General features: G+C 59.0%; 23 protein-coding genes. 9 read left to right on the top strand and 14 right to left on the bottom strand.

Translation table 11 applies throughout. The annotated features are described in order from the left end of the window. Positions 1–73: 73 nt before the first annotated feature. From yjiA to ACIPIZ_RS15525, 3 genes are all read right to left on the bottom strand, one after another. Complete coding sequence (gene yjiA / locus ACIPIZ_RS15535) at positions 74–1,045, bottom strand: GTPase (RefSeq protein ID WP_122853770.1); 972 nt, start codon at positions 1,043–1,045, stop codon at positions 74–76. A gap of 154 nt (positions 1,046–1,199) precedes the next feature. Continuing rightward, entirely contained in the window at positions 1,200–1,397 is a 198-nt protein-coding gene (locus ACIPIZ_RS15530) for a YbdD/YjiX family protein (RefSeq protein WP_003228401.1), read from the bottom strand. Positions 1,398–1,412: 15 nt separating this feature from the next. Beyond that, positions 1,413–3,479 (bottom strand): carbon starvation CstA family protein, encoded by a 2,067-nt coding sequence (locus ACIPIZ_RS15525; RefSeq protein WP_007909776.1) that lies wholly within the window; start codon positions 3,477–3,479, stop codon positions 1,413–1,415. Positions 3,480–3,639: 160 nt separating this feature from the next. On the opposite strand from ACIPIZ_RS15525, the gene ACIPIZ_RS15520 reads away from it, so the two are divergent. Next, positions 3,640–4,008, top strand: coding sequence for a PilZ domain-containing protein (locus tag ACIPIZ_RS15520; protein WP_105708345.1), 369 nt, complete (start codon positions 3,640–3,642; stop codon positions 4,006–4,008). Between the two features lie 100 nt (positions 4,009–4,108). Here ACIPIZ_RS15520 and radA read toward each other — a convergent pair whose 3' ends face one another. The 3 genes from radA to katB are packed head-to-tail and all read right to left on the bottom strand — an operon-like array spanning position 4,109 to position 7,661. Beyond that, on the bottom strand, positions 4,109–5,476 hold the full coding sequence (gene radA, locus ACIPIZ_RS15515) for a DNA repair protein RadA (protein WP_007909773.1): 1,368 nt from the start codon (positions 5,474–5,476) through the stop codon (positions 4,109–4,111). A gap of 46 nt (positions 5,477–5,522) precedes the next feature. After that, positions 5,523–6,059, bottom strand: a complete 537-nt coding sequence (locus ACIPIZ_RS15510) for an ankyrin repeat domain-containing protein (protein WP_064392361.1) — start codon at positions 6,057–6,059, stop codon at positions 5,523–5,525. A 60-nt stretch (positions 6,060–6,119) separates the two neighbouring features. Then, positions 6,120–7,661 (bottom strand): catalase KatB, encoded by a 1,542-nt coding sequence (gene katB, locus ACIPIZ_RS15505; RefSeq protein ID WP_064392359.1) that lies wholly within the window; start codon positions 7,659–7,661, stop codon positions 6,120–6,122. Positions 7,662–7,947: 286 nt separating this feature from the next. On the opposite strand from katB, the gene mscL reads away from it, so the two are divergent. Beyond that, positions 7,948–8,361 carry a large-conductance mechanosensitive channel protein MscL gene (mscL, locus tag ACIPIZ_RS15500; RefSeq protein WP_064392357.1) on the top strand — a complete coding sequence of 138 codons (414 nt, stop codon included), beginning with the start codon at positions 7,948–7,950 and terminating at the stop codon, positions 8,359–8,361. 46 nt (positions 8,362–8,407) lie between these two features. Here mscL and ACIPIZ_RS15495 read toward each other — a convergent pair whose 3' ends face one another. Continuing rightward, positions 8,408–9,184, bottom strand: coding sequence for a ferredoxin--NADP reductase (locus ACIPIZ_RS15495; protein WP_401165970.1), 777 nt, complete (start codon positions 9,182–9,184; stop codon positions 8,408–8,410). 326 nt (positions 9,185–9,510) lie between these two features. On the opposite strand from ACIPIZ_RS15495, the gene ACIPIZ_RS15490 reads away from it, so the two are divergent. Both ACIPIZ_RS15490 and ACIPIZ_RS15485 read left to right on the top strand, forming a co-directional pair. After that, positions 9,511–10,224, top strand: coding sequence for an autoinducer binding domain-containing protein (locus tag ACIPIZ_RS15490; RefSeq protein WP_064392353.1), 714 nt, complete (start codon positions 9,511–9,513; stop codon positions 10,222–10,224). A gap of 174 nt (positions 10,225–10,398) precedes the next feature. Beyond that, positions 10,399–11,523, top strand: a complete 1,125-nt coding sequence (locus tag ACIPIZ_RS15485) for a methyltransferase (protein ID WP_401165967.1) — start codon at positions 10,399–10,401, stop codon at positions 11,521–11,523. Positions 11,524–11,596: 73 nt separating this feature from the next. Here ACIPIZ_RS15485 and ACIPIZ_RS15480 read toward each other — a convergent pair whose 3' ends face one another. From ACIPIZ_RS15480 to ACIPIZ_RS15470, 3 genes are all read right to left on the bottom strand, one after another. Further along, a complete protein-coding gene (locus tag ACIPIZ_RS15480; RefSeq protein WP_016773090.1) occupies positions 11,597–11,764 on the bottom strand; it encodes a DUF2474 domain-containing protein in 168 nt (55 codons plus the stop codon). A 70-nt stretch (positions 11,765–11,834) separates the two neighbouring features. Then, on the bottom strand, positions 11,835–12,842 hold the full coding sequence (gene cydB / locus ACIPIZ_RS15475) for a cytochrome d ubiquinol oxidase subunit II (RefSeq protein ID WP_007909749.1): 1,008 nt from the start codon (positions 12,840–12,842) through the stop codon (positions 11,835–11,837). A 3-nt stretch (positions 12,843–12,845) separates the two neighbouring features. Next, positions 12,846–14,294 (bottom strand): cytochrome ubiquinol oxidase subunit I, encoded by a 1,449-nt coding sequence (locus tag ACIPIZ_RS15470; RefSeq protein ID WP_105708335.1) that lies wholly within the window; start codon positions 14,292–14,294, stop codon positions 12,846–12,848. A gap of 459 nt (positions 14,295–14,753) precedes the next feature. Between ACIPIZ_RS15470 and ACIPIZ_RS15465 the strand changes: the two genes are divergently transcribed. Next, positions 14,754–15,992: an MFS transporter gene (locus ACIPIZ_RS15465; RefSeq protein WP_016986176.1), complete on the top strand. Its 1,239-nt coding sequence runs from the start codon at positions 14,754–14,756 to the stop codon at positions 15,990–15,992. Between the two features lie 12 nt (positions 15,993–16,004). Here ACIPIZ_RS15465 and ACIPIZ_RS15460 read toward each other — a convergent pair whose 3' ends face one another. Together ACIPIZ_RS15460 and ACIPIZ_RS15455 are read right to left on the bottom strand one after the other, a co-directional pair. Then, positions 16,005–16,550 carry a DJ-1 family glyoxalase III gene (locus ACIPIZ_RS15460; protein ID WP_105708331.1) on the bottom strand — a complete coding sequence of 182 codons (546 nt, stop codon included), beginning with the start codon at positions 16,548–16,550 and terminating at the stop codon, positions 16,005–16,007. Between the two features lie 66 nt (positions 16,551–16,616). Next, positions 16,617–17,051, bottom strand: coding sequence for a DUF4879 domain-containing protein (locus tag ACIPIZ_RS15455; RefSeq protein ID WP_401165964.1), 435 nt, complete (start codon positions 17,049–17,051; stop codon positions 16,617–16,619). Between the two features lie 237 nt (positions 17,052–17,288). Here ACIPIZ_RS15455 and ACIPIZ_RS15450 point away from each other — a divergent pair, with 237 nt between their 5' ends. The 4 genes from ACIPIZ_RS15450 to ACIPIZ_RS15435 all read left to right on the top strand — a co-directional run bounded on the left by ACIPIZ_RS15450 (position 17,289) and on the right by ACIPIZ_RS15435 (position 21,156). Then, positions 17,289–18,584, top strand: a complete 1,296-nt coding sequence (locus tag ACIPIZ_RS15450) for an NCS2 family permease (protein WP_401165962.1) — start codon at positions 17,289–17,291, stop codon at positions 18,582–18,584. Continuing rightward, entirely contained in the window at positions 18,581–19,660 is a 1,080-nt protein-coding gene (gene trmA, locus ACIPIZ_RS15445) for a tRNA (uridine(54)-C5)-methyltransferase TrmA (protein ID WP_064392338.1), read from the top strand. Before ACIPIZ_RS15450 ends, trmA begins: the two co-directional genes overlap by 4 nt. Positions 19,661–19,855: 195 nt before the next feature. Beyond that, positions 19,856–20,296, top strand: a complete 441-nt coding sequence (gene aroQ / locus ACIPIZ_RS15440; protein ID WP_008084592.1) for a type II 3-dehydroquinate dehydratase — start codon at positions 19,856–19,858, stop codon at positions 20,294–20,296. A gap of 5 nt (positions 20,297–20,301) precedes the next feature. Beyond that, on the top strand, positions 20,302–21,156 hold the full coding sequence (locus ACIPIZ_RS15435) for a shikimate dehydrogenase (protein ID WP_122661386.1): 855 nt from the start codon (positions 20,302–20,304) through the stop codon (positions 21,154–21,156). Between the two features lie 107 nt (positions 21,157–21,263). Here the strand turns inward: ACIPIZ_RS15435 and ACIPIZ_RS15430 are convergent, their stop codons facing one another. Together ACIPIZ_RS15430 and quiC are read right to left on the bottom strand one after the other, a co-directional pair. Then, the gene (locus tag ACIPIZ_RS15430; RefSeq protein WP_401165959.1) at positions 21,264–21,941 is read right to left on the bottom strand and encodes a TetR/AcrR family transcriptional regulator; all 678 of its coding nucleotides are present in this window, start codon (positions 21,939–21,941) and stop codon (positions 21,264–21,266) included. A 101-nt stretch (positions 21,942–22,042) separates the two neighbouring features. Continuing rightward, positions 22,043–23,944, bottom strand: a complete 1,902-nt coding sequence (quiC, locus tag ACIPIZ_RS15425) for a 3-dehydroshikimate dehydratase QuiC (RefSeq protein ID WP_401165957.1) — start codon at positions 23,942–23,944, stop codon at positions 22,043–22,045. Positions 23,945–24,059 lie beyond the last annotated feature (115 nt).

The following is a 24,059-nucleotide window of genomic DNA, read 5'->3' as shown; positions in this document are numbered from 1 at the left end:
CTACATTTGAAACGCGTTCCCCTGTAGGAGTGAGCCTGATCGCGATGGCGTCATCATTGACACTACAAACCCATCAGGCAGAAACCACCCTGGCAAACCCCGCCCGAATCTTCTCTTCCGGCAAATCATCAGCAATAAACACAATCACGCTTTCCCGCGCCTCTCCCTCGGCCCATTCGGTGTCCCAGTCGAAACCATAGAGTTTCAGCACACCCTGAAACACCAGGCGGCGATCTTCGCCAGCAATGCTCAGCACGCCTTTGTAACGCAGCAATTGTTTGCCGTGCTCTTCGAGCAATTCATTCATGAACTCGCTGAGCTGATCAATATCCAGCGGTTGATCGGTGCGCAGCACCAGACTGGAAATGCGATCAATCGACGGTGCCTTGGTGACCGGACGCAGGCTCAATCCGCCGCCGAGGTCGGCGTTGAGATTAAAGCCGCGCACATCGAGCAGTTCAGCCAGATCAATATTGCCGTGCTCAACCACACGAACCGGCGCACGCCGGTTGATCCGTGTCAGGCGTTCGCTCAACGCGTTGAACGTGGCTTCGTCGACCAGATCGGTCTTGCTCACCAGCAAGCGGTCGGCGAAACCGATCTGCGCCTGGGCGATGGTCTGAGTCAGGTGCACGTCGGCATGCGCGGCATCGACCAGGGTAATGATGCCGTCGAGCAGGTATCGCTCACGCAGCTCTTCATCGATGAAAAAGGTCTGCGCGACCGGCGCTGGATCGGCCAGACCGGTGCATTCGATCACTAGGCGATCGAAGGCGATCTCGCCGCTGTCCAGCCGTTCGAGCAGCAGGTACAGGGCTTTGGTCAGGTCGGTGTGGATGGTGCAGCAGACGCAGCCGTTGGCCAGGGTCATGACCTGGACGGGTTCATCACCGAGCAATTGGCTATCGATGCCGGCGTCGCTGAATTCGTTTTCGATCACGGCGATTTTCAGGCCGTGCTCGGCTTTCAAAATATGGCGCAGCAAAGTGGTCTTGCCGGCACCGAGGAAACCGCTGAGTACCGTGACCGGGATGGGAGAGGACAAAACTCGATCTCCTGAAAAGAAACACAAAACAAATGTGGGAGCCAGCCTGCTGGCGATGAGGGTGTATCAGTCGACATGACTGTCGAATGACACTCCGCAATCGCCAGCAGGGCTAGCTCCCACAGGGGATTACCTCAACCTCTGCGCTGTCAGCTCAACAGCACTTCGGCCCACCCTTGCCACCGTAACGGGCCTCCTGACGTTCGCGAAAGAACATCTCGTAGCTCATCACCGGTTTGTCCGGGTGCTTGGTTTGCATATGCTCGACGTAGGTGTCGTAGTCGGGCATGCCGACCATCAGGCGCGCGGCCTGACCGAGGTATTTACCGAGGCGACTCAGGTCATTGAACATGGTGCAATCCTCTGGTTACGCGTCCGGCAGAGCCTGGAATGGCGATTCTTTATCCGTGCGCTCTTTTTTGCCCCAGGCGGCGATGCCGACCTTGAGCGCATAGAACAGGATGCTGAAGACCACGAACAGGAACAGCGCGGTGAGCGTTGCGTTGGTGTAGGCGTTGAAGATCACGTGCTGCATCTGCTCGACGCTTTTTGCCGGGGCCAGCACCTGACCGTTGGCCAGCGCATCGCTGTACTTCTTGGCCAGCGACAGGAAGCCGATCGCCGGGTTGGCGTCGAACAACTTGATGAAGCCTGCAGTCGTGGTGCAGATCAGCAGCCAGGTGGCTGGCAGCAGGGTGACCCAAATGTAACGCTGACGCTTCATTTTGATCAGAACCACGGTGCCGAGCATCAGCGCAATACCCGCCAGCATCTGGTTGGAGATACCGAACAGTGGCCACAAGGTGTTGATGCCGCCCAGTGGATCGATCACGCCTTGGTACAGCAGCCAGCCCCACATTGCCACACAACCGGCGGTGGCGATCAGGTTGGCAGTCCACGATTCGGTACGCTTCAGCGCCGGAACGAAGGAGCCCAACAGATCCTGCAGCATGAAGCGCCCGGCACGAGTACCGGCGTCAACCGCGGTCAGGATGAACAGTGCCTCGAACAGGATCGCGAAGTGGTACCAGAACGCCATGGTGTTTTCACCCGGCAGAACACTGTGCAGGATCTGTGCGATACCGACCGCCAGGGTTGGCGCACCACCGGCACGGGCCAGGATGGTGGTTTCGCCAATGTCATGCGCCACGGCTTGCAGCGCTTCCGGCGTGATCGCAAAGCCCCAGCTGGAAACCACTTGCGCAACCGATGCGACATCACTGCCAACAACGGCGGCCGGGCTGTTCATCGCGAAGTACACGCCAGGCTCGATCACCGACGCGGCGACCATGGCCATGATGGCGACGAACGACTCCATCAGCATGCCGCCGTAACCGATGTAACGGGCGTTGGTTTCGTTATCCAGCAGCTTCGGCGTGGTGCCCGAAGAAATCAGCGCGTGGAAACCGGAAACCGCACCGCAAGCGATGGTGATGAACAGGAACGGGAACAGACCGCCCTTCCACACCGGACCGGTGCCGTCGACGAACTGGGTCAGCGCCGGCATTTTCAGCTCGGGCATGGTGATCAGAATACCGATCGCCAGGGCGACGATGGTGCCGATCTTGAGGAACGTCGACAGATAGTCACGCGGTGCCAGAATCAGCCACACCGGCAGCGAGGCCGCGACGAAACCGTAACCGACCAGCATCCAGGTAATCTGCACGCCGGTGAAGGTGAACGCCTTGGCCCACACCGGATCAGCAGCAATCTGCCCGCCCAGCCAGATCGAACCGAGCAGCAGCAACACGCCGACCACGGAGATTTCGCCGATACGGCCCGGGCGGATGTAGCGCATGTAAATGCCCATGAACATCGCGATCGGGATGGTCGCCATCACGGTGAAGATGCCCCATGGGCTCTCGGCCAGCGCTTTAACCACGATCAATGCCAGCACCGCGAGGATGATGATCATGATCAGGAAGCAGCCGAACAGTGCGATGGTGCCGGGAATGCGGCCCATTTCTTCACGCACCATGTCGCCCAGGGAACGGCCGTTGCGCCGGGTCGACATGAACAGAACCATGAAGTCCTGCACCGCGCCCGCTAGCACCACACCGGCAATCAGCCACAGCGTGCCGGGCAAGTAGCCCATCTGCGCCGCCAATACCGGGCCGACCAGAGGTCCGGCGCCAGCGATGGCAGCGAAGTGGTGACCGAAAAGAATGTGTTTGTTGGTCGGCACATAGTCCAGACCGTCGTTGTTGAGCACGGCGGGGGTGGCCCGACGCGGGTCCAGTTGCATCACATTGTTAGCGATGAACAGACTGTAGTAACGGTACGCAACCAGATAAATGGCCACGGCAGCGACCACGATCCACAAGGCGTTGATCGCCTCGCCGCGGCGCAATGCCACTACGCCCAGGGCGCACGCTCCTACGATTGCCAGCACTAGCCAGGGTAAGTGGCGTAGCAGGCTATTATTATTTTTCATTTTATTATTCCAGCCAGGGTGGACAAGAAAGACAGCCACCCCGAGTTTAGCGCTAACGGCGCCAAAGGCCATACCCCGACATTGGTCTATCTGGCCCGTCTGCGCTGGCACGCGCGAACAATGCGGGTCTATAGTCAGCGAATCTTCGGAGGATTGCGCCATGAGCGAGCACCCAGCCAACCGTCGTCGCTTCAAACGTATTGCGTTCGATGCCAGAACCGAGCTGAGTCAGGCCGAGTACATCTGGCCCGTCAAGTTGATCGACCTCTCGCTCAAAGGGCTGTTGATCGAGCGACCGGAGCCGTGGCTGGGGGACGCGCAGAAGGATTTCTTCGTCGATATTCATCTGAGCGAAGACGTCGATATCGAGATGGATGTGCACTTGGCCCATGAAGAGAACGGCCAGTTGGGGTTTGTCTGCCGGCACATCAGTCTGGAGTCGATCCAGCGCTTGCGGCGATTGATCGAGCTGAATCTGGCTGACGAAGCCGAACTGGAACGCGAACTGGGCGCGCTGATCGAAATCTGAAGCTTGCCCCTGTAGGAGCTGCCGCAGGCTGCGATCTTTTGATCTTCAAAACAAAGTCAAAAGATCGCAGCCTGCGGCAGCTCCTACAGGGTATCTCTGGTTATTCGAAAAGTGCGTCGAGCGCCTGTTCGAGGCGGGTCACGGCGATGATCTGCAAACCCGGAGGTGATTCCTTCGGCGCATTGCCCTTCGGCACGATCGCCCGTTTGAAACCATGCTTCGCCGCTTCCTTCAAGCGCTCTTGACCGCTCGGCACTGGGCGCACTTCGCCGGACAGGCCGACCTCACCGAACACCAACAGATCATGCGGCAACGGTCGGTTGCGCAAACTCGACATCACCGCGGCCATCAACGCCAGGTCAGACGCCGTTTCCAGCACCTTCACCCCACCGACGACGTTGAGAAATACATCCTGATCGTGAGTCGGAATCCCGCCATGGCGGTGCAAAACGGCAAGCAACATCGCCAAACGGTTCTGATCCAGGCCCAGCGTCACCCGACGCGGATTGGCCAGATGGCTGTCATCGACCAGCGCCTGCACTTCCACCAGCATCGGCCGCGTGCCTTCCCACGTCGCCATGACCACACTGCCTGGAACTTCTTCCTGCGCGCGGGTGAGAAAAATCGCCGACGGGTTGGAGACTTCTTTCAAGCCCTTGTCGGTCATGCCGAACACGCCCAACTCGTTGACCGCGCCGAAACGGTTTTTCACCGCGCGCAGCAAACGCAGACGACCATCGGACTCACCTTCGAAATACAACACGGTGTCGACCATATGCTCGAGCACACGCGGACCGGCCAGCGCGCCTTCCTTGGTCACGTGGCCGACGAGGAAAATCGCCGTGCCGCTCTGCTTGGCGTAGCGCACCAGCAGCGCCGCGCTCTCGCGCACCTGGGATACGCCGCCGGGCGCCGATTGCAGTTGTTCGGTGAAGATCGTCTGAATCGAGTCGATCACCATCACCTTGGGCTTTTCCTGGCGAGCTGTGGCGATGATGGTTTCGATGCAGGTTTCAGTCATGACTCGCAGTTGATCCTGCGGCAAGCCGAGACGGCGGGCGCGCATCGCCACTTGTTGCTGAGATTCTTCGCCAGTGACGTAAAGGGCGGGCATGCTCTTGGCGAGGTTGCACAGGGTCTGCAACAGAATGGTTGACTTGCCGATCCCGGGATCGCCGCCGATCAACACCACAGAACCGTCGACCAGACCGCCGCCGAGCACGCGATCCAGTTCACCGGAAGCGGTGGAGAAGCGCGGAATCTCTTCAATGCTGACTTCGGCCAGGGTCTTGATCTGTGCCTGCTGCCCGGCCCAGCCGGTGCGACCGGTGGGTGCTGTGGCGCCGCCACTTTCGATCATGGTTTCGGTCAGGGTGTTCCAGGCACCACACTCCCCACACTGCCCGGCCCACTTGGGAAAGGTTGCGCCGCACTCGGTGCAGCCGTACATGCGCTTGGCCTTGGCCATCTCGATCCCCCGGAAAAAACGGCGATGATAACGCAGCTGTCGTCGATCAGCGCGGCGCGCTGGTACGGATTTCCCCGTTGGCCAGACGTGTGGCGCTATTGCCCAACGGATCCTCGGCATTCAGATCGGCGCCCCTGGTTTTCAGTGCATCGAGCAATTCCAGGCGTTTGAACAACCCGGCGTACATGGCAGCCGTCTGCCCGGCGCCATTGCGTTGGTCAGGGCTGCAATGGGTAGCCATCAGGCGCCGGGCGATCTGCAACTCGCCTTTGAAGATCGCCCCCATCAGCGCGGTATTGCCGCGTTGATCCTGCGCACAGGCGTCGGCCCCGGCCGCGAGCAAACGCTCCACCGCCGGCGCCTGACCGTGATAGGCCGCCAGAATCAATGCGGTGTAACCCTTGCCGTCACGGGTATCGAGGGAATAGCCGGACTCGATGAAGGTCTCGAGCATCGGTACATCACCGCGCCGGGCGGCGTCGAAATAGTAGTCCTGCAGTTGGGCCTTGATCGCCTCAGGGTTCTGTTCGGCCAGCGCAGCAAAGGACTGGCAGCCGAGCAGCAAGAATAGAAGAACACGCATAAACCACCTCCTTGAACAGAACGGGGCCTGATTCAGGCCCCGCATGGCATTGCGTCGAAATCAGTCGACCAGCTTGGCCGCCAACGCCTTGACTCGACTCAGGTCACCCTTGGCCACTGCCGTCACACCGCTGCCGTATTCCGGATCAGCCTTATAAAGGAAAGACAGGATGATGTGCTTGCTCTCGTCATCGGTGGTCGCCAGCGAGCCGCCAAAGCTCTCGATCAGGTCACGACGTTCCTTCTGGCTGAATGAGCGATACAGTTCACCGGCCTGTTTGAAGTTCTGCTCTCGTGTAATTTTCGCCTGCTGAGTGTTGCCGGACAGCGCCGACTGGCTGTAGCGCGCACTATTTGCTTCTTCACGCGGCTGCAAACGGCTTGGCTGATAATTCACCCCGGAGTTGCTCGCGCCGATGTTCATTGCGCCATCCTGATTGCCGTTATTCACCGCAACCTTCGGTGCGTTGATCGGCAGTTGCAAAGCGTTGGCGCCGAGACGATACATCTGCGTATCGGCATAAGAGAACACTCGACCTTGCAACAAACGATCTTCCGATGGCTCGATACCCGGAACTACATTGGCTGGCGCCATGGCCACTTGTTCGGTCTCCTGAAATACGTTTTGCGGATTTCGGTTCAAAACCATCTGTCCAACTTTTCGCTCAGGAATACCTGGCCAGATCTTGGTAGCGTCCAATGGATCGAAATCAAACTTAGACAAATCTTGTGGTTTTAGCACTTGAATGTACAAGTCCCACTTCGGGAAATCACCCTTGTTGATATGAGTGACAAGATCATTGGTCATATGACTGTAATCTTGACCTTGAACTTTGCTTACTTCTCCAGGCGTGAGGTTTTTAATCCCCTGCAAACTTTTCCAGTGAAACTTTACGTAGTGAACTTCACCTTTCGCGTTAATCAGTTTATAGGCATGTACACCATTGCCATCCATTTCCCGATAACTCGCGGGCGTTCCCGAATTGGAATACAACTCGGTCAGCGTTCGAGTGGCTTCCGGCACATGGGAAAAGAAATCGAAACGACGTGAATCGTCGTCCAGATTAGTGCGCGGATCCGGTTTGAATGCATGCACCATATCCGGGAACTTGATTGCATCACGGATGAAAAAGGTCGGGAAGTTATTGCCAACCAGGTCCCAATTGCCATCAGCGGTATAGAACTTGGTGGCGAAACCACGGGGGTCACGCAGGGTTTCCGGGGAGTGGTTGCCATGTACCACAGCGGAAAACCGCACGAAGACGGGCGTCGTCTGGCCGGCAGCAAATACCTTGGCCTTGCTCAAGTCGCTCAGGTCATTGGTCACGGTGAAGGTGCCATGCGCACCGGTACCGCGGGCGTGCACCACGCGTTCAGGGATGCGTTCACGGTCGAAACGCTGCAGTTTCTGAATCAGTTGCACATCCTGCAGCAGCACCGGGCCATTGGCGCCGGCGGTTTGCGAGTTCTGGTTGTCACCGACCGCGGCGCCGTTATCGCGCGTCAGGGGCGCGGCATTCACGGAGAACGTCAGCAGGCTGGCGGTGAGTACGCCAAGGGTACGGCGACGGGGAAAAGCCCCTGAGCCAAGCGATGAAGTCATATCAGGTTCCTCTGGTTTTTTTGGGCGGATCCGGGTGCGCCAACCAGAGGCTAGAGGGCATGGCGCGGGAACATAAATAGAATCTTCACAACTTCACGATTGAAAAAAATAGCTTCCTGATCAGCGAGTTAAGGCGTATTTCGCGCGCGATTAGTGGCATTTTGCAAACTATTTACCAATTAATGTGTCGATAAAAACGGGCATTGTAAGAAGGTGTTTCGCGCAGGACGCGTTTTGCTGATTTACACTGCGTACACCAACCTCATCTGTAACAAGGAAATAACCTATGGGCGTGCTAAGTGAGTTCAAGGCCTTCGCGGTCAAAGGCAATGTGGTCGACATGGCCGTCGGTATCATCATCGGCGCGGCCTTCGGCAAGATTGTTTCGTCGTTTGTCGGCGACGTCATCATGCCGCCAATCGGCCTGCTGATCGGAGGTGTGGACTTCAGTGATCTGGCAATTACGCTGAAAGCTGCCGAGGGCAATGCCCCTGCGGTGGTCATGGCGTACGGCAAGTTCCTCCAGACGATTCTGGACTTCGTCATCGTCGCCTTCGCGATTTTCATGGGCGTCAAAGCCATCAACCGCCTGAAGCGTGAAGAGGCCGTCGCCCCGACTCTGCCGCCGGTTCCGACCAAAGAAGAGGAATTGCTGGGCGAGATCCGCGACTTGCTCAAGGCGCAGAACACTCGCCCCTGAGCACGCTGGCATGAACGAAAACGGCACCGGTGAGGTGCCGTTTTTTTTACCAGTAGTTTTCCACCGCCACCTGACCGGGCCTGCGGCTAAGGCTCAGGCTCATACCGCGCCGTTTCAGCAGGGCGCGGGTGTCGCCGATCATCTGCGGATTGCCGCACAGCATGACCCGCGAATGTTCGGGCGTCAGGCTGACGCCAGCCCTGCGCTCCAGCTCACCATTCTCGATCAGCAGGGTGATGCGCCCATTCAGCGCCCCGGGATGTTCCTCACGCGTAACCGTCGGGATGAACCGAAATTTGTGGGCGTACTCTTGCAGGTATTCCCGTTGCGTCAGTTCGGCGATCAACGATTGATAAGCCAGCTCGCGCGCCTCGCGCACGCTATAGACGAGAATGATGCGCTCGAATTTTTCCCAGACCTCGAAGTCCTGCAGGATCGATAGAAACGGCGCGACCCCGGTACCCGTGGACAACAACCACAGGTCGCGACCATCGACGAAACGATCAAGGGTCAGGTATCCAAACGCCTGGCGCCCCACCAGCAAGGTATCGCCCACCTGCAATCGGCTCAGCTCGCTGGTGAACTCCCCTCCTGGCACCACGATGGAAAAGAACTCGAGAAACTCATCGAACGGCGACGACACCATCGAATAAGCCCGCCATACCGTACTGCCATCAGCCTTGGTCACTCCCAGGCGGGCGAACTGGCCGGCGCGAAACCTGAACCCGGCATCGCGCGTGGTACGCAGCGTGAACAGATTGGCCGTAACAGGCTGGACATCGAGCAAGGCCTGTCGGGTGAACTTCTCAGTGCTGGCAGTCATGGGGTACTCCATCGAACCGGTACCCGCAGTTTCGCGCAATCCTCTGCGATTAAACACCGGTGGTTTGTAATGGCATTAGCGCCAAGCCCTCACAAACAAGATCTTTAAGCAGTCGCAAATATTCAACGCTCGCATACTACCGATCGATCAGATGCCACACACCATATGAAAAAAGCCGCTTACTAATATCTTTTTTTTAAACAACGCCGAACTCCAATAACAAAATATTCCAGAAGCTTTTGTAAGAATCGTCCTACACTTCGTTTTCGTGCTGATCCTTTGGATCCAAAAAAGCACCCCCGCGAAGAACTCATGGAGAGTTAGTGATGGAAATGTGGAAGGAGTCCCAGTTGAAGCAGCTGACTCTCGCCAGGGAGATTGATGTTGCTTATCCAATCCTGCTGAAATTTGCTGAAGATATCGGGTTCAAGTTTTGCGCCATCTATTTGACATCAAACAATCGGAATGCCGATTTTAACGCCTTGCAAATCAATAATTACCCCCGACAATTCAGCCAGCAATATGAAAAGGAACGCTACAGTAAAGTCGACCCGGCAATAGCACACTGCAACCACTCAATGTTGCCTGTTGTCTGGAGCGAGCACCTGTTCTCCTCGACCCCGCACTTATGGCAAGCCCAGCAGGATAATGGCTTGCGCCACGGCTGGTCGCAGTCATTTCTGCACGAGGAAAGCGGTTTGTGCAGCATTCTCAGCCTGGCCAGAGAGCATGGCCCCTTGAGCCCCCTCGAACTGTACGAGCATTTTGGCTATATGTTCTACGCGACCAGCCACCTGAGTGAACTGTTCGCCAGGACGCTGCCCAAACAGGCGCTCAAGGCCGCGCAACCACACCTGTCGCCGCGGGAGCTGGAAGTGTTGAAACTCTCAGCTGTGGGCAAGACCGCGTATGAAATTTCGAGGATTCTGTTCCTCAGCGAGCGGACTGTGAACTATCACGTGCAAAACGTGATTCTGAAACTCAACGTCTGCAACAAGATTTCTGCCGTCATTGCAGCCACGCGGATCGGCATCATCTGACGAGACATCCCCGCCACGACGAAAACCCGCGGGTATTCCAACGGAAAAAAAAGTACCATTTGCGACCTTCCTGAGTGATGACGCCATACTTGCACGTCGCATTACACTCGGACGGTTCCGCCGCACGATCCCCTGGGCCGCGGGACACCCGTTGATTACCCAGAGTCCCGCCCCATGCCTTTGCTCGACACGCCCTTCGCCCAACTTGATCTGATTCGCCAGCCCGAGCAGCAGAATGAACCACTGCAAGCCTTCGATGCGGCCGACGAATACCTGCTCAATCATCTTGCCGCGCAACAGCCTGCAGCGACCACACGGGTACTGGTGCTCAATGACAGCTTCGGCGCGCTGGCTGCCAGCCTCCTGGGCAAAGTCGCAGTGAGCAGCAGCGGTGATTCGTTTCTCGGATTCCTTGGGCTGGAAAAGAACTTGCTGCGCAATGGTCAGGCATTCGACGCGATTCGCCCAATCCCGGCCAGCGAGCCGTTGGTCGGCCCGTTCGACCGTGTGTTGATCCGCGTCCCGAAGACTCTGGCCCTGCTCGAAGAACAACTGATCCGCTTGCAAGGGCAACTGGCGCCGGGTGCTGAGGTCGTCGCCGCGGCGATGGTCAAACACCTGCCACGCGCGGCCGGTGATTTGCTGGAGCGTTACATCGGCCCCGTGCAAGCCTCGCTGGCCGTAAAGAAAGCCCGGCTACTGATCGCGACGCCGCAGGCAAAGGCCCCGGCGATCTCGCCCTACCCGTCGCATTATCGCCTTGATGAGCCAGCAATCGAACTGCTCAACCACGCCAACGTGTTTTGCCGCGAAGGCCTCGATATCGGTACTCGCGCCTTTCTGCCGCATCTGCCGCAAAACCTCGGCAGTGCAAGGGTAGCCGACCTTGGCTGCGGTAATGGCGTATTGGCGATTGCCAGCGCCCTGCGCAATCCGGATGCGCATTACACACTGGTCGACGAGTCGTACATGGCGGTGCAATCGGCCGCTGAAAACTGGCGCGCGGCGCTGGGTGATCGCGAGGTCGTAGTGCGTGCAGGCGATGGTCTGGCCGGACAAGAGGCACAATCACTGGATGCGGTGCTGTGCAATCCGCCATTCCATCAGCAGCAAGTCGTCGGTGACTTCCTCGCCTGGCGCATGTTCCAGCAGGCGCGCGAAGCGCTGGTAGTGGGTGGCGCGCTGTACATCGTCGGCAACCGCCATCTGGGCTATCACAGCAAACTGGCCCGGTTGTTCCGGGGCGTCGAGCAAGTAGCAGCGACACCGAAGTTCGTGATCCTCAAAGCCCGCAAGTAAACCGCCAGGCAAAAAAAACCCTCCGCAAGGAGGGTTGCAAAGCCGTACCCGAAGGCGCCGGGACGGGGATGATTCAGTGCGTGGTCAGGCCTGCGGCATTCATGAACATGCGCATCAGGCTGGCGGCGATGAACAGCACGCCAACGCTACCGACCCAGATCAGGGCCAGCCAGCCGAGCCGCTGCCACAGCGGTTTTTTTTCGGCTTCTTCAATGTCGTGCAGGGAATGTTTGCCGGTCATTGTTGCGATCCTCAGTCAGATCAATGGCGCCGCTACCGACGCCATCGCGGGCAAGCCCGCTCCCACAGGATTAGTGATAGCCATCTTCATGGGTGACCTTGCCGCGGAACACGTAGTAGCTCCAGAAGGTGTACCCCAGGATGAACGGGATGATGAACAACGTGCCCACCAGCATGAAGCCCTGGCTTTGCGGCGGTGCGGCGGCGTCCCAGATCGAAATCGACGGCGGTACGATGTTCGGCCACAGGCTGATGCCCAGACCGCTGTAGCCGAGGAAGATCAACACCAGGGTCAGCAGGAACGGCATGTAGTTGGCATTGCGCGCGACTGCTCGGATCAAACCGTACATCGTCACCAGCACCAGAATCGGCACCGGCATGAACCAGAACAGGTTGGGCATGCTGAACCAGCGGGTGGCAATATCCGGATGAGCCAGCGGCGTCCAGATACTGACAATACCGATCACGGCCAGCAGTACGAAAGCCAATGGCCGTGCCAGGTCATGCATCTGTTCCTGGAGCTTGCCTTCGGTTTTCATAATCAACCAGGTGCAGCCGAGCAAGGCATAGGCCACCACCAGCGCGGCGCCGCAGAACATTGTGAACGGCGTCAGCCAGTCCAGTGAACCGCCGGCGAACTGCCGATTGACCACCGGCAAACCGTCGATGAATGCACCCAGCGCCACCCCCTGAAAGAACGTCGCCGCCACCGAGCCACCGATAAACGCCTTGTCCCACAGGTGACGCTTGTCGTCCTTGGCCTTGAAGCGGAACTCGAACGCCACGCCACGGAAAATCAGGCCGATCAGCATGAAAATCAGCGGCAGGTACAGCGCCGACAGCACCACCGAATAGGCCAGCGGAAACGCGCCGAACAACGCCGCGCCGCCCAGTACCAGCCAGGTTTCGTTGCCGTCCCAGACCGGGGCGACGGTGTTCATCATCACGTCACGGTCGACTTTGCCGGGGATGAACGGGAAGAGAATCCCGATCCCCAGATCGAAACCGTCCATGACTACGTACATCATGATGCCGAAGATGATGATCACGGCCCAGATCAGCGGAAGATCAATACCCATGAGTCAAATCTCCTTGGTCACGCGAAGGTCGTCGTCGCCGTGATCGGCATCGGCCGAATCGTCGGCAGCGGACAACGGACGGGCCGGTGTGCGTTTCTTGCCAGGACCACCGTCCGGCGTTTCCGCGCCCTCGCTGATCTTCGGCCCTTTGCGCACCAGACGCATCATGTAGCCCAGACCTGCACCGAACAGCGCGAAATACACCACCACAAACATGATCAGGGTGATGCTCATCTGCATGAAGCTGTGGTTGGAAGACGCATCCGCCGTACGCATCAGCCCGTAGACCACCCACGGCTGACGGCCGATTTCAGTGGTGAACCAGCCCGCGAGAATCGCGATCAGCCCGGACGGCCCCATCCACAACGCCAGATACAGGAACGGCCGCGAGGTGTAGAGCGTGTCGCGCTTACGCAGCCACAGGCTCCACAGACCGGTGAAGATCATCAGGAAGCCGAGGCCGACCATGATCCGGAACGACCAGAACACGATGGTCGAATTCGGCCGGTCTTCTGGCGGGAATTCCTTGAGCGCCGGTACCTGTTTGTCCAGCGAGTGAGTGAGAATCAGGCTGCCGAGGTACGGGATCTCCACGGCGAACTTGGTCTTCTCTTCTTTCATGTCCGGCCAGCCGAACAGGATCAGCGGCGTCGCTTCATCACCGTGGTTTTCCCAGTGACCTTCGATCGCAGCGATTTTTGCCGGTTGGTGCTTGAGCGTATTCAGACCATGGAAGTCGCCGATGACTGCCTGGATCGGCGCGACAATCAGCGCCATCCACATTGCCATCGACAGCATGGTGCGGATGGCCGGGTTGTCCTTGCCGCGCAGCAAGTGCCAGGCCGCCGAGGAGCCGACGAAGAATGCCGTGGCGACGAACGCGGCCGTTGCCATGTGCATCAGGCGGTACGGGAACGAAGGGTTGAAGATGATCGCCAGCCAGTCGGTCGGAATCACTTGGCCGTTGACGATCTCGAAGCCCTGCGGAGTCTGCATCCAGCTATTGGAGGCGAGAATCCAGAACGTCGAAATCAGCGTACCGATGGCCACCATCACCGTGGAGAAGAAGTGCAGCCCGCGCCCGACCTTGTTCCAGCCGAACAGCATCACCCCGAGGAAACCGGCCTCAAGGAAGAATGCCGTGAGCACTTCATAAGTCAGCAACGGCCCGGTGACGGCTCCGGCGAAGTCCGAGAAGCGACTCCAGTTGGTGCCGAACTGGTAGGCCATGACCAACCCGGAGACCACGCCCATACCGAAGTTGACGGCGAAGATCTTCGACCAGAAATGGTAGAGGTCACGGTAGGTGTCGTTACGGGTTTTCAGCCACAGGCCTTCGAGCACCGCGAGGTAACTCGCCAGGCCGATGGTGATGGCCGGGAACAGGATGTGGAACGAGATGGTGAACGCGAACTGAATTCGGGCGAGATCTAGTGCCTCTAAACCGAACATATGGCTTCCTCTGTCAGGTAATACCGGCTGCGGACCCGGAGGCCTGCACCCACTGCCCCCACGGATATGGAGTGCGGCGAATTCTGATTCGTTCTTTTTAAACAACCATCGCAACGCAGGGAGTCTGGCCAACTGGCCACCGGATCAATTCCTTTTGGGTCTTGATCTGGATCAAGCAACGTTGAAAGAGTAGTCCCATTTTTGCCGATGAACTGCGTGGTCGTTTGCCGCGTGACAAGTTGCCTCATAACCGTGGCAATGCCCTGCAACAAATCCCCGGAGCGCTGGCAGCGTGGAAAACAGTACAGATCGCGAAGGCGACGCAAATCCCCGAACAGCAGAATTCATCTGCACCGTAAAAAATTCGATGTCCTCCTAACTAAATTTTTTGTCATAGCAACTTCCTGTTACAGACTGGTGATAACCTCGGCATTCCCCTCGACCCAGACCTGCCCTCAGATGCCCAGCCAAGAGCCCCTGCTGTTACGTCATCACCGCCCGTTTCTCGCTTTCTGGTTCGCGCGGATTTTCACCGCCAGCGGTTTTCAGATGCTCACCGTGGCGATCGGCTGGAACCTCTATCAGTTGACCGGCAACGTCCTCGATCTGGGCCTGGTCGGGCTGGTCGAATTCGCGCCGCGCGTGCTGTTCATGTTGCACACCGGGCATGTCGCCGACCGCTATGACCGGCGCAAAGTCGCGGCGATCTGCCAGTCGTTACAGGCGTTGATCGCGCTGGCACTGGCCATCGGCAGCGCCACCGACCACGTGACCCGCGAGATGATCTTCATCCTCGCCTTCCTGCTCGGCGCGGCGCGCTCGTTCGAGATGCCGACCACTCAGGCACTGCTGCCGAGCATCGTGCCCAGCGCACTGTTCCCCCGAGCCGTCGCGGCGGCGCAGTCAGCGCAACAGTCCGCGACCATCGTCGCCCCGGCGCTGGGTGGCTTGCTCTACGCATTCGGCAGCGTCTGGGTCTATGGCCCGACCGTGCTGCTCTACGTCATTGCCTGCACCTTGATGCTCAACCTGCCCGCGCGGCAAACGCCGCTGAACAAAGGCAAGGCCACGCTGGATTCGTTGCTGGCAGGGATCCGTTTCATTCGCAGCCGCCCGGACATCCTCGGGGCGATTTCTCTGGATCTGTTTGCGGTGCTGCTCGGTGGGGCAACGGCGCTGCTGCCGGTATTCGCCAAGGACATCCTGCTGACCGGACCGTGGGGCCTCGGGTTGCTGCGTTCGGCACCGGCGGTGGGCGCACTGGGGATGTCGCTGTTCCTGGCGCGGTTTGCCGTGGAGCGCAATGTTGGCCGGGTGATGTTCACAGCGGTGGGCATATTCGGCGTCGCGACCATCGCCTTTGGCCTGTCGACCTCGTTCTGGTTCTCCCTGGCGGTGCTGGTAGTGCTCGGCGCAGCGGACATGATCAGCATGGTCATCCGCGCGTCTTTCGTACAACTGGAAACCCCGGACGAAATGCGCGGCCGGGTCAGCGCGGTGAACGGGCTGTTTATCGGTGCTTCAAACCAGTTGGGCGAATTCGAATCCGGCGTCACCGCCCACTGGTTCGGCACGGTGCCGGCGGTGGTAATGGGCGGGATCGGTACGCTGGTGGTGACGGGGACATGGATCAAGTTGTTTCCGACATTGGCTAACCGGGATCGGATGCATGTGCCGGTGGAAGAGGTGAAGGTCTGAAGCGATCCAGACCTACAACTCCCCCGCCACTTTCGCCCGCAAGGCCTTGCCGCCGAGTTGCTCGACCAGCGTCAAGGCAAATTCCAGCGCAGCGCTTGAGCCTTGCGCGGTGATGCAATTGCCGTCGACCACCACCGGTTGATCAACAAACGTGCAGCCCGAGAGTTGATGGCTGGCGTTCGGTAGACAAGTCATCCGCCGCTGGCGCAGCACGCCAGCCGCTTGCAGGACGACGGCCGGGGACTCGGCGATGGCGGCGAACAGGCGTCCGGCGCTGGATTGATCCTTGAGCAGTTGTTGCAATGGTTGATGCGCTGCCAAGTGTTGCGAACCAACGTCGCCGCCGGGCAAGACGATCAGGTCAAAATGCTGGGCCAGCACATCGACCAGCATGCCGTCGGCAGTCAGACGCGTGCCGCGCGCGCAGGTGAGCATGCGCCGGCCTTCGATGCTGGCAGCGACGACTTCGATGTCGGCGCGGCGCAACACGTCAATCAGGGTCACACTTTGCAGATCATCGATGCCCTCGGCGAGGGTAATCAGGGCTCTAAAGGTCATGGGCGTTATCCGCTGGGTGATCTTTAAAGCGTAGTCAGCTTCCCCCGGATCGCGCGGAAGCAGCCGTTACTTGATGTAAAGCTGGGTCGACATCGTGTTGCGTGGCGCGTTGATGGAAGTGTTGCTGAAGCTGAAGGTGCCTTCCTGCTTGCCCGCCAGATCGAAGGTATAGAGAGAACCGACGGTTTTACTGCCGGAAGTGCATTCGGTCAGGTTGCCATTATCAAAGGCACATACCGGCGCTCGGGTGCCGTTCACTTCGAAACCATCCAGCGTGGCATGCGGCTGGCTCTGGCCGTATCCGACTTCCAGTACATAGACTTTGATGCTCGGCCCGTTGTGATTGCATTGGGTCTGTGTCTGCCCATCACCAATGTCTTCCAGACCACAGGCCGGCGATTGCACCTTGATCACTTTCACTTGGGTCAACGGCTCCGCCGAGGCCGCCAGCGCTCCCGGCGTCACGGCCATCAGCGCGGTAATCAAACCCGTAACCTTCATCCAGCACCTGCTCATGCGCGTCCCGCCCCGAAAAAATCAGCGCGCAGTATGGCGCAGTTGGCTTCAAGGCAAAACTTCGCCGACGATCGACACCAACAACCGCCATATTCCTCACGCTGCTGGTATGATGCGCGGCTTTTTCCGGCCCACCACAATTTTCCAGGCGCTTGCGACGGTCTGTGCTTTGCTGTTGAGGTCGATACATTCACGGCGCCACGCGCGCCACGGGGAGCAGACATGCTGGAAAGGCTGTTTCAACTCAAGGCACACAACACCAACGTGCGCACCGAGATTCTGGCGGGCATCACGACTTTCTTGGCCATGGCCTACATTCTGTTCGTCAACCCGAGCATTCTCGGCGAGACCGGCATGGACAAGGGTGCGGTATTCGTTGCCACCTGTCTGGCCGCCGCGATCGGTTCGACGATCATGGGTCTGATCGCCAACTACCCGATTGCCCTTGCTCCGGGCATGGGTCTGAACGCCTTCTTTACCTACACCGTGGTTCTGCACATGGGCCACACCTGGCAAGTGGCGCTGGGTGCAGTGTTCATTTCGGCGGTGTGCTTCTTCCTGCTGTCGATCTTTCGCATCCGCGAATGGATCATCAACAGCATCCCGCTGCCGCTGCGTTCGGCAATCGCCGCCGGTATCGGCCTGTTCCTGGCGCTGATCGCCTTGCACAACGCCGGTATCGTGGTGAGCAACCCGGCGACCATGGTCGGCCTCGGTGACCTGAAACAGCCAGCACCGATTCTCGCCACCCTCGGTTTCGCCCTGATTGTTGCCCTCGAAGCACTGAAAGTGCGTGGCGCCGTGCTGATCGGCATTCTGGCGGTGACCATCGTGTCCATCGCCATGGGCTTCACTCCGTTCAACGGCGTGACCTCGATGCCACCTTCGCTGGCCCCGACCTTCATGCAACTGGACATCAAAGGCGCCCTGGACATCGGTCTGGTCAGCGTGATCTTCGCTTTCCTGTTCGTCGACCTGTTCGACAACTCCGGCACCCTGATCGGCGTCGCCAAGCGCGCCGGCCTGATGGGCAAGGACGGCCACATGCCGAAAATGGGTCGTGCGCTGATCGCCGACAGCACCGCGGCCATGGCCGGTTCGCTGCTGGGCACCTCGACCACCACCAGTTACATCGAATCCGCTGCCGGCGTCAGTGCAGGCGGCCGTACCGGTTTGACCGCCATCGTCGTGGCAATTCTGTTCCTGCTGGCGCTGTTCTTCTCGCCCTTGGCGGCCAGCGTTCCGGCGTTCGCCACTGCACCGGCACTGCTGTTCGTCGCCGTGTTGATGACTTCGGGTCTGGCGGAAATAGACTGGGAAGACATCACCGTTGCCGCGCCGGTTGTCGTGACCGCGCTGGCCATGCCATTCACTTACTCGATTGCCAATGGCATCGCGTTCGGTTTCATCTCCTGGACCGTGATCAAGCTGCTGTCGGGGCGTGCCCGTGAGCTGAACCCGGCACTGGTGATTCTGTCGATTCTGTTCGTGATCAAGTTGGGTTGGTTCAACGCATGACATTTGATTCCCGGGCTTACGCCGAGCAACTTGAAGCCAAGGTCACGCGCCTGCGTGACCTGCTGGCGCCGTTCGATGCCCCCGAGCCGACGGTGTTCGACTCGCCGCTGCAGAACTTCCGTCTGCGCGCCGAATTCCGCCTGTGGCGCGAGGGCGGCGATCGGCACTACGCAATGTTCGCTCAGGACGACAAACGCACACCGATTCTGATCGAAGAGTTCCCGATCGCCAGCCTGCGCATCAACCAGTTGATGCCGCAGCTGAAGGCGGCGTGGCAGGCCAGTTCGGCGCTGAGCCACAAGCTGTTTCAGGTCGAGTTCCTGACCACGCTGTCCGGCGATGCGATGATCACCCTGTGCTATCACCGTCCGCTGGACGAACACTGGCACACGGCGGCAACCAAACTGGCGACGGATCTCGGCGTCAGCATCATCGGTCGCTCGAAGGGCAAACGCGAAGTGCTCGGCCTCGATTACGTGGTCGAGAAACTCGACGTCGGCGGTCGCACCTTCAGTTACCGCCAGCCGGAAGGCGCGTTCACCCAGCCTAACGGCACGGTGAACCAGAAGATGTTGAACTGGGCGTACGACGCGCTGGGCGATCGCAGCGATGATCTGCTGGAGCTGTACTGCGGCAATGGCAACTTCACCCTGCCGCTCGCCACCCGTGTGCGCAAAGTGCTGGCCACCGAGATCAGCAAGACTTCGGTCAACGCGGCACTGAGCAACCTCAGCGAAAACGCTGTGGATAATGTCACCCTGGTGCGTTTGTCCGCCGAAGAGCTGACCGAAGCGCTCAACGAAGTGCGCCCGTTCCGCCGCCTGCAAGGCATCGACCTGAAGAGCTACGAGTTCGGCAGCGTCTTCGTCGACCCGCCACGCGCCGGCATGGACCCGGACACCTGCGAACTGACCCGGCGTTTCGACAACATCCTGTACATCTCCTGCAACCCGGAAACCCTGGCGGCCAACATCGCCCAATTGCACGACACGCACCGTATTACCAAATGCGCGTTGTTCGACCAGTTCCCGTGGACGCATCACATGGAATCGGGTGTGTTGCTGACCCGGCGTTGATTGCGGGGAGCTGATGCGAAAAAGCCGTCGTGATTGACGGCTTTTTTGTGGGCGCTCATTTGTTTGTGCGATAAACGAACATAAATCGCCAAGGCCTTTTTTGTTCAATTGACCATGGTAACCATCTAGTACATTTTATCTCCACAGGCTGAAACCCTCGGCCAAAGCCAAAAACAATAAGTGGAGTTACCCCTCATGCCCCCTATCGTTCTGGTGCTCAACGGCCCGAACCTGAACCTGCTCGGCACCCGCGAGCCAGCGACTTACGGTCACGAAACCCTGGCGGATATTTCTGCGTTGTGCGGTCGTGCGGCTGAAGAATTCGGCCTGGCCGTGGAGTTTCGCCAGACCAATCACGAAGGCGAACTGCTCGACTGGATTCACGCGGCTCGCGGACGTTGCGCCGGGATCGTGATCAACCCGGCAGCGTGGACGCACACTTCGGTGGCGATTCGCGATGCACTGGTGGCCAGTGAGTTGCCGGTGATCGAAGTGCACCTGTCCAATGTCCATGCCCGCGAACCGTTCCGTCATCATTCGTTTGTCTCGGCGATTGCCACAGCGGTGATGGCCGGTTTTGGCAGTCATGGCTATCGCCTGGCACTGGAACATTTCAGTCAGCGGTTGAAGGGGTGAATCACATGGCTCGCTCTAACGTAATACTCGCTGGGCTGATCGGCGCTGGCATTCAAGCCTCGCGCACGCCAGCGCTGCATGAGCACGAAGGCGATGCGCAGGGCATGCGGTATCTGTATCGATTGATCGATCTCGATCAGCTGAAAATGGACAGCAGCGCCCTGCCCGATCTGCTGCTGGCGGCCGAGCGGATGAACTACACCGGGCTGAACATTACCTTTCCGTGCAAGCAGGCGATCATCCCGCTGCTCGACGAATTGTCACCGGAAGCCAAAGGCATCGGCGCGGTGAACACCGTGGTGCTGAAAGATGGCAAACGCATCGGCCATAACACGGACTGTCTGGGTTTCGCCGAGGGTTTTCGTCGGGGCTTGAAGGACGCTGCCCGTGAGCGTGTGGTCCAGATGGGCGCAGGTGGTGCAGGCGCGGCAGTGGCTCACGCGTTGTTGAGCGAAGGCGTACAGCAACTGAGCATTTTTGATGTCGACAGTGAGCGCGCCGAGAGTCTGGCGAACAATCTCAATCAGCATTTCGGCTTTGGTCGTGCGGTGGCCGGACATGATCTGCCGAGTACGCTGAATCAGGCTGACGGACTGGTGAATACCACGCCGATGGGCATGGCCAAACTGCCGGGCATGCCGGTGCCGGTCGAACTCCTGCGTAAGGATTTGTGGGTCGCGGAGATCGTGTATTTCCCGCTGGAGACCGAACTGCTGCGTAACGCCCGCGCGCTGGGTTGCCGGACGCTGGACGGCGGCAACATGGCGGTGTTTCAGGCGGTGAAGGCGTTTGAATTGTTCAGCGGCGTGGTGCCGGATGCGCAGCGGATGCTCGCGCATTTTCAAAGCATGAATGGCTAAAAACCTGTGGGAGCGAGCCTGCTCGCGAAGGCGTACCTTCAGTCAGCATATTTACTGACTGACACACCGCTTTCGCGAGCAGGCTCGCTCCCACAAGGGGATATACGTCAGGCTTGTAGGTAGCGCAAAACGGACTCGCAAATCATCTCGCGATGCCGCTGTTTAATGCTTTCATCCGGCAGATCGATCTGGAAAATCTCGCCAAACGTGTGCCGGTTCGACACGCGATAGAAGCAGAATGAACTGATCAGCAAATGCACATCCAGTGCATCCAGCCCCTTACGGAAAGCACCCACTTCAGCGCCCCGACGCAAAATCTCGCCCAGCGAATCGAGGATGGTGTTGTTCATCGCCTTGATCGCATCGGAACGCTTCACGAATTCAGCGTTGTGGATGTTTTCGATGCTGACGATGCGCACGAAATCGACGTTGCGGTCGTGGTGATCGAAGGTGAATTCGACCAGTCGGCGAATCGCCTCCACCGGCGGCAACTCCGCCAGGTGCAACCGATTTTCGGTGTTGCGGATATCGCCGTAAAGCTTCTCCAGCACCTCGACGTACAACTGCTCCTTGCTACCGAAGTAGTAATAGATCATGCGTTTGGAGGTGTGGATACGCTCGGCGATCGCATCGACGCGAGCACCCGACAAACCTTGCTGGACGAACTCGACGATCGCCTCCTGCAGGATGTTCTCGCGGGTTTTTTCCGGGTTGTTCTTGCGACTCTTGCGCGGCTCTACAGCGGACACTTCAGGAGCTGCGGTAAGTTCTGTATTCATCGTCATTGCGGGCTCACGGCCATCACTGCACAGGCGGCGATTATGGGCCGCGCCGCACAGTGAAGGAAGCCGCGCGAGCCGTGTTTAATCCCGCGTTTACGAATTTCCTACAACTTCGCCTGGCGCACGGCGCCACTGCGTGACTTGGCCATCGCCGCCAGTCGCACCGCCACGTTCGCCGCGCCGTAACCGGCATAGCCGTTCTTGCGCTGGATGATCTCGAAGAAGAAGCGCCCTTCGAACGGTTCCGTGTAGACGTGGAACAGCTCACCGCCCTGGGCATCACGGTCGTACAAGACGTTGTAATACGCCAGTTCGCTGAGGAATTCGTCGTCGAAATCGAAACGCGCAGCGAGGTCGTCGTAATAGTTGAGCGGGATATCCAGCAGCGGTACGCCGGCTTCTTTGGCGCGACTGACTTCGGCGAAGATGTCGTCACAATCGAAGGCGATGTGATGCACACCGGAACCACGATAACTCGACAGCGCGTGGGAAATCGCGGTGTTGCGGTTCTCGGAAATGTTCAGCGGCAAACGAATCGAGCTGTCGCGACTGCGCAGTGCACGGCTCTTCACCAGACCGTACGGGTCGGGCAGCACCACTTCATCGTCCGCTTCGAAATCCAGCAGGCTCTTGTAGAACAGCACCCAACTGTCGAGGCTGTCGGCGGGCAGCGCCATCGCCATGTGGTCGATACGCTTGAGACCGCCACGGGTCGGCGCGTCGGCCAGCAGATTGAAATCGGTGCCGTAGACATCGGCCTGTTCATCGACCAGATAAATCAGGCTGCCGTCCGGCGCGCGCACTGCCGCCAATTCGAGTTCGTTGGGGCCGACCAGTCCACGATAGGGCTGACCTTTGTAGGCGACGGCGCGGGCCAGCGCACTGGCGCTGTCCTTGACCCGCACGGCGGTGGCGCACAGCGACGGGCCGTGAGCCTCGAAAAAGCTGTGAGCAAACGAATACGGTTCGGAGTTGAGGATCAGGTTGATGTCGCCCTGACGCAGCAGGCTCACACTCTTGGAGCGATGCTGCCCGGCCTTGACGAAACCGAGGCGCTCCAGCCAGTTCGACAGCTTGGCGCCGAGGCTTTCATCAACGGCAAACTCAAGGAACTCGATGCCGTTGTACTCGCTGGCCTTCGGTGTTTCGAAAAGGATTTCGCGATTGGCCACAGGCGTCGCGTCCTGCTCCAGACGCTGGCGGGTCTTCTCTTCCAGATACAGCAGCGAACGCAAACCGTCGGCGGCATTGGCCCGTGGCGGTGCGGCGCGGAAACCGTCGTTGAAGATTTCCAGCGACAGCGGCCCGGTGTAACCGCTCTGGATGATCGGCGCGAGGAAACCCGGCAGATCAAATTCACCCTGCCCCGGGAAACAGCGGAAATGCCGGCTCCACTCCAGCACATCCATTTGCAGGATCGGTGCGTCAGCCATTTGCACGAAGAAGATCTTGTCGCCAGGAATGTCGGCAATGGCGCTTGGATCGCCCTTCAGCGACAAGGTGTGAAAGCTGTCGAGCAACACGCCGAGGCTCGGGTGATCGGCTTGGCGCACGATATCCCAGACCTGTTGATAAGTATTCACATGACGACCCCACGCCAGCGCTTCGTAGCCAATGCGCAAACCACGCGCACCGGCGTGTTCAGCCAGCAGCCGGAGGTCATCGACTAGAATTTGCTGATCGCCGACGCTGTCGGCCGAGGCGTTACTGCAGACCAGCACCAGATCGGTGCCCAGTTCCTGCATCAGATCGAACTTGCGTTCGGCGCGCTCCAGATTGCGCGCCAGACGATCGCGGCGGCAGCCTTCGAAATCGCGGAACGGCTGAAACAGGGTGATGGCGATGCCGAGATCGGCGCACATCTGTTTAATTTCCCGCGGGCTGCCGTCGTAGTACAGGAGGTCGTTTTCGAAAATCTCCACCCCGTCGAACCCGGCGGCGGCGATGGCTTCGAGTTTTTCCGGCAGGGTGCCGCTCAAGGAAACGGTGGCAATGGAACGCTGCATGATTCAACTCCCGGACGGCGCCGCTTTATCTTTACTGTAGGAGCTGCCGAAGGCTGCGATCGTTTGATCTTTATTCGTGGAGAGCAAAATCAAAAGATCGCAGCCTGCGGCAGCT

It is taken from the genome of Pseudomonas sp. NPDC087690 (genome assembly GCF_044743175.1).
In the GTDB taxonomy this organism is placed as follows: domain Bacteria; phylum Pseudomonadota; class Gammaproteobacteria; order Pseudomonadales; family Pseudomonadaceae; genus Aquipseudomonas.
The sequence above is the reverse complement of the archived record's forward strand: the minus strand, read 5'-3'. Positions and strand labels throughout refer to the sequence as shown.